4 protein-coding genes are annotated in these 5,301 nt (G+C 39.1%); all 4 read right to left on the reverse strand.

Features of this window, described 5'->3' with window-relative positions:
* Nucleotides 1-133: 133 nt before the first annotated feature.
* On the reverse strand, nucleotides 134-1,534 hold the full coding sequence (gene argH / locus CK510_RS25640) for an argininosuccinate lyase (protein ID WP_095724365.1): 1,401 nt from the start codon (nucleotides 1,532-1,534) through the stop codon (nucleotides 134-136).
* A 153-nt stretch (nucleotides 1,535-1,687) separates the two neighbouring features.
* On the reverse strand, nucleotides 1,688-1,876 hold the full coding sequence (locus CK510_RS25645; protein WP_095724366.1) for a hypothetical protein: 189 nt from the start codon (nucleotides 1,874-1,876) through the stop codon (nucleotides 1,688-1,690).
* A gap of 364 nt (nucleotides 1,877-2,240) precedes the next feature.
* Nucleotides 2,241-3,035 carry a nickel pincer cofactor biosynthesis protein LarB gene (gene larB / locus CK510_RS25650; RefSeq protein ID WP_095724367.1) on the reverse strand — a complete coding sequence of 265 codons (795 nt, stop codon included), beginning with the start codon at nucleotides 3,033-3,035 and terminating at the stop codon, nucleotides 2,241-2,243.
* Nucleotides 3,036-3,238: 203 nt separating this feature from the next.
* A complete protein-coding gene (locus CK510_RS25655; protein WP_095724368.1) occupies nucleotides 3,239-5,053 on the reverse strand; it encodes an ABC transporter substrate-binding protein in 1,815 nt (604 codons plus the stop codon).
* Nucleotides 5,054-5,301 lie beyond the last annotated feature (248 nt).

The raw sequence follows: 5,301 nt of genomic DNA on the forward strand, positions 1-5,301 counted from the left end.
CCCTAAATTGCGTTTTATTCTTTCTTTAAATCTGATGCCATTTTAATATGAAAATGCATATAAAGAACCTCACCGCCTGTGGCACCTCCCCTTGCTAAGGGGAGGTTTGGAGGGGTCTAAATAGTGTGCAGTTTCACAAGTAATTGGTATGAGTAGTCATTTGAGAACGGGCACGGGTTAATGCTTTGCTAATTTGAGCAAAACCAGTACCTCCGTAGCTATTACGAGCAGCAACTACTTGTCGGGGCGAAATTGCTTCGTAAATATCTGCTTCAAAGGCGGTATGTAGTTGTTTCCACTCATCTAAGCTCAAATCTTTGAGAAGTTTTTTAGAAGCGATACAAGTTTTTACGACTTTGCCGACGAGATTGTAAGCTTCCCGAAATGGGATACCCTTGGCAGCGAGATAATCGGCGACATCAGTAGCGTTGGAAAAGTCCTCGCAAACTGCTTCAGCCAAGCGTTGAGTCCGAAATTCCAAACCTTCGTGTAAGAGAATTGTCATTGCTTCCAGACAAGCTTTGACTGTATTGACGCTATCGAATAAAGCTTCTTTATCTTCTTGTAAGTCCTTGTTGTATGCCAGGGGTAATCCCTTCATCATTACTAATAGCGCTTGGAGATGACCGAATACACGACCTGTTTTTCCCCGCACCAGTTCTGGTACGTCGGGGTTTTTCTTTTGGGGCATGATGCTAGAACCTGTGGCACAGCTATCTTTGAGGATGACAAAGCGAAATTCTTCACTTGCCCAAAAAATCACCTCTTCCGAGAGACGGCTGAGATGAACCATGATTAAGCTGGCTGCTGCGAGAAATTCTATGGCAAAATCGCGATCGCTCACACCATCGAGGCTATTTTCGTAAACTGCGTCAAAGTCCAATAATTTAGCACTATAGTGGCGATCGATGGGGAAAGTCGTTCCCGCCAAAGCACCACAACCCAAGGGCGAAATATTTACCCGTCGCAGCACATCCCCCAACCGTTCCCAATCGCGCTGGGTCATTTGGAAATACGCAAGTAAATGATGTGCCAAACTCAGGGGTTGAGCGCGTTGTAAGTGGGTATAGCCAGGAATCAGGGTTTCAATATTTTCCTCAGCAATCTCGACTAAAACCCCTTGAAAATCCCGGATTAGGTGGCGAATTTGCTGAATTTGGTCGCGGAGATAAAGACGGGTATCAGTACCTACTTGGTCGTTACGGGAACGGGCTGTGTGTAATTTTTTTGCCACGTCTCCGAGTATTTCCGTAAGTCTTTTCTCGACTGCAAAATGGACATCTTCCGCGTCAACACCGGGATTAAAGTCACCTTGACGATATTCTTGACGGATTTTTTCTAGCCCGGAAACAAGTTTTTCGCCTTCTTCAGTGGAAATAATACCAGTATGAGCAAGCATTTTTGCATGAGCTTGGGAACCAGTAATATCGTATTCGATTAATTGAATATCAAAATTAATACTTGCATTAAAGCGTGCGATCGCAGGATGGAGTGCAGATTCAAATCGCTGGCTCCAAGTTTGTTGCTGAGTCATAGATGCTGAAGTTGGGGAAGATATATTTAGAAATTAGGAATTAGGAATTAGGAGTTGTGAATTAAGAGTTTTGGATTATGGGTTTTAGATTATGATCTGAAACAGAGTTAAAATCTAACTTCTAACTCTTGACTCTTAACTCCTAACTTTTCTTTAGCCATAACTAGTTAGATTCCGAATCATATAGCCAATAACCAGACCAATCAACAGTGCCCAAGCTTGACCAGTCTGTACAAAATGCGAAAACGACTTTTGCATCTGACCTAGAATATTCGGGTCATTAATTGTTTGGGCAAAGACAGTCAAATCAACATTGCTTACCCAATCGCTAATTAATTCCATATTGCCTCAAAATAATAGGTTAAAAACAATTGATTGACAGTTAAAAGCCAAAACTGGCAATTATACGCAAATCATCGGAAATTAAGTGTAAATCCTGAAGACAGAAGTCAAGAAGATAACCTTAATGTCATAACCTTAATTTGCGGAGAATGTCCAGAGAATTGGGATTGAGGGTTAATTAATGGGCATTAATAATTATGAATTTTTCTTAATTCTCTATTTCCCGCTCTCTTATTCCTACGTAGAAATCCCAATCGTGAGTAAAAAGCTCAAAGTAAATGCTGCTAAAGGCATCCAGTATTTTATTAAAAAATGCATAATTTTAAACTTGATTAAACATGAATTTACGGTTTGCACCACAGTCTTAACCCCACTCCTGTGATGATGCCAACCGCAATTTCTCGGCTGTTCGCAAAATTTGTCCTGCCAATACAGCCGCACCAAAACCATTATCAATGTTGACAACACCAATACCAGCCGCACAGGAATTCAGCATCGTTAAAAGTGGTGCAAGTCCACCAAAACTAGCACCATAACCAATGCTCGTAGGTACGGCAATTACGGGACAATCAGCCAAACCTGCGACAACACTCGGAAGCGCTCCTTCCATACCAGCGACAACAATTAACACTGATGCCGATTCGATTACGTGACGGTTGTTAAGTAAACGATGGATTCCTGCAACCCCCACATCCCAAAGTCGTTGGACTTTAAATCCACAAAGTTCCGCAGTGACGGCAGCTTCCTCGGCAATCGGTAAATCGGCAGTTCCAGCAGAAATTATACTAATAGTACCGTAATATTTCGGTTCTATTTTTTGGGGAGAAATGGCGCAAATCCTGGCTAATTCGTAATACTGCAAACCACGAACTTTCGGTTGCAGTAAACTATATACATCTGGATTGATGCGCGTTGCCATAACTACGGGGTTTTTTTCGCGCATCATTTGCATGATTTGGGTAATTTGTTCAGGGGTTTTGCCTTGCCCCCAGATAACCTCAGGGAAACCCGTTCTTAATTCGCGATCGCAATCTATTTTGGCAAATTCTCCTACGGGTTCATAAGCCAGATTTTTGAGTTTTTCAAATGCGCGATCGCTCGATATATTTCCTTTAGCGACAGATTCAAGTAAATGTCTTAAGTTTTCGTCATTTGTCATATTTTATTTGGTTAAGGGAACATCAAGAAATAAATTGTCCCAAATTCTTGTAGGGGTGGGGTCTCCCCACCCGTTTAGATGATATGGTGATAAATCGATGGTTGGGTTATTTTATTTTCTGGAAGTCCCTAATAGAATAGTTAATGGCTAATAGGTATTGGTTAATGATTAATAAATATTTCCCAATACCCAATTTCCATTATCTATTCTTGCACCTTCAATTCATATTTATTCCACAAAGTTCCACCTTGAGAACCTAATGCAGAGAATTTGACATTTTGAATTCTATTTCTGATGGCAACTAATGATAAAGGTGTCACCAAATAAATCTCAGGTAAATATTCTTGAGTTATTTGCTGCGTCTTCCCGTAAATTTCCTTACGTTTATTATCATCTAATTCCTGTGCAGCTTCAATATACAAACGTCCAATCTCTTCTTCCCAATCACCCACTTTTCTATCAATTAATTGTTCCTGTCCCCTTTGTGGTTGTTGGTTAAAAGAATGAGAATTGCCATCTGGAGACCATTTGTTAGCACCATCATTGGGTTCTAAGGAACCAGTAAAGCCAAGTAAGTAACATTCCCAGTCTAATGTTTCATTCAGCTTACCGACAATGGTGTTAAAAGAAATTGGTTGGAAATTGACTTTAATACCTATTCTTTCTAAATCTGTCTTAATTTGTGCTGCCATCGTTACGCGAGTTTTGTTTTCAACGTTAGTCATTAAAGTAAAACTAACGCGATTACCTTCCGCGTCAAATAACTGATTTTTGGCATCATATTTAAAACCAGAATTTAAAAGTAGTTTTCTAGCTTTCTCTTGATTATATTCATATACTTTTAAACCTTTTTCCGGCGATAAATAATAGGGACTTTGAATATCAATTGGTGAATTATGTAATTCTCCCAAACCTCGCAAAACATTATTTATCATTGTTTTACGGTCAATTGCATGGGCAACTGCACGCCGAAAATTAACATTATTAAACCAACGGGACTTAATTGGGTCAACTAGTGGTTGTCCATTCTTCCTTTTGCCTGTATTTAAATTAAAAGAAATAAAGCTTTTAGTAAATGCTGCTCCTCCATTATAAACTTTAAAATTACCACGCTTTTCTTCATTCTTTAATAAGGAAAAATTTTCTGGTGACACAGTCAGAGTATCTAAACCACCTGAACGAAACTGAAGTACTCCTGTATCTGTAGATTCAATAATTTCCCAAATAATTTTTTCTACATAAGGTAATTGTTTACCTTTTTCGTCTTTACGCCAATAGTAAGGATTACGTCGAAATATAATCCTTTGACTGGGAATATATCTGTCGATCATGTATGCTCCATTGACCACTATTTCTTGAGGATTTGTATTAGTTCCCCAAGTCGATAAAAATAATGGATTGCCATTTTTATCTTTTGTTTTAGTCGTTTTCTCTAATATATGTTTTGGCAAAATTCCCACACCATCGGGGGAACCTGTACTGGAAAATAAAAATGGCGCAAATGGTTCGGGAAATGTAAATTGAACACGAAGATTATCAATTTTTTTAATTTCTGGGAAAGCGCGACTTTTGCCGATTTTGAGTGTATCTTGCCAGCTTGTGGGAATATCTTTATTAAACGCAATATCTTTGTAAGTAAAGACTACATCATCTGCTGTCAAAGGCTGACCATCCGACCATTTTAACTTGTCCCGCAGGGTGAAAGTTATCTGTTTTTTATCATCAGAAATTTGCCAAGATTCAGCTAATGCAGGTTCAATTTTTCGGGTAATTCCATTAATAGTTGTTAAACCTTCTGCGGTAAATAAAAAAACGTTGGGAAATTCTTCATTCAGAGCAAAATTAAATGTTTTGGGGTCGCCTAATGTGCTAGTAATCCATTGTGATGTTTGGGCAGCTTTGGTTTTGAAGTTACTAGAATTACAACTGGTGGTAGCAAATTGGAAAAAGATAAATAGTATGAATATTAAGGCAAATGCAAGCCGATTGCGGCGAAAACCTGATGAGATATTAATCATTTTAGAATTAGTTGAGATGGCTGTATATTATACATGCTTTACCTGAGCATAAAAAAAGAGGCTTTGCCTCTTGGTATGGATTCTCTCCAGAGCGTGGTTACAGTGTACACAGAAGTACACAAAAGTACACAGAAGTACTCGAATTGTCCTAAACCCCACCCCCCTGCCCCCCAGGGCTGATTCATCCCCTAAAACACCTTAAAAATCAAGGGTTCTAGCAATTTAAAACTGGTTATTTTGTTACCAGC

It is taken from the genome of Brunnivagina elsteri CCALA 953, assembly GCF_002289455.1.
GTDB classification, from domain to species: Bacteria; Cyanobacteriota; Cyanobacteriia; order Cyanobacteriales; family Nostocaceae; genus Brunnivagina; species Brunnivagina elsteri.

Coding starts and splice junctions, on each gene's coding strand:
- larB (WP_095724367.1), bottom strand. CDS start 3,035: ATGACAAATGACGAAAACTTAAGACATTTACTTGAATCTGTCGCTAAA.
- CK510_RS25655 (WP_095724368.1), bottom strand. CDS start 5,053: ATGATTAATATCTCATCAGGTTTTCGCCGCAATCGGCTTGCATTTGCC.
- CK510_RS25645 (WP_095724366.1), bottom strand. CDS start 1,876: ATGGAATTAATTAGCGATTGGGTAAGCAATGTTGATTTGACTGTCTTT.
- argH (WP_095724365.1), bottom strand. CDS start 1,534: ATGACTCAGCAACAAACTTGGAGCCAGCGATTTGAATCTGCACTCCAT.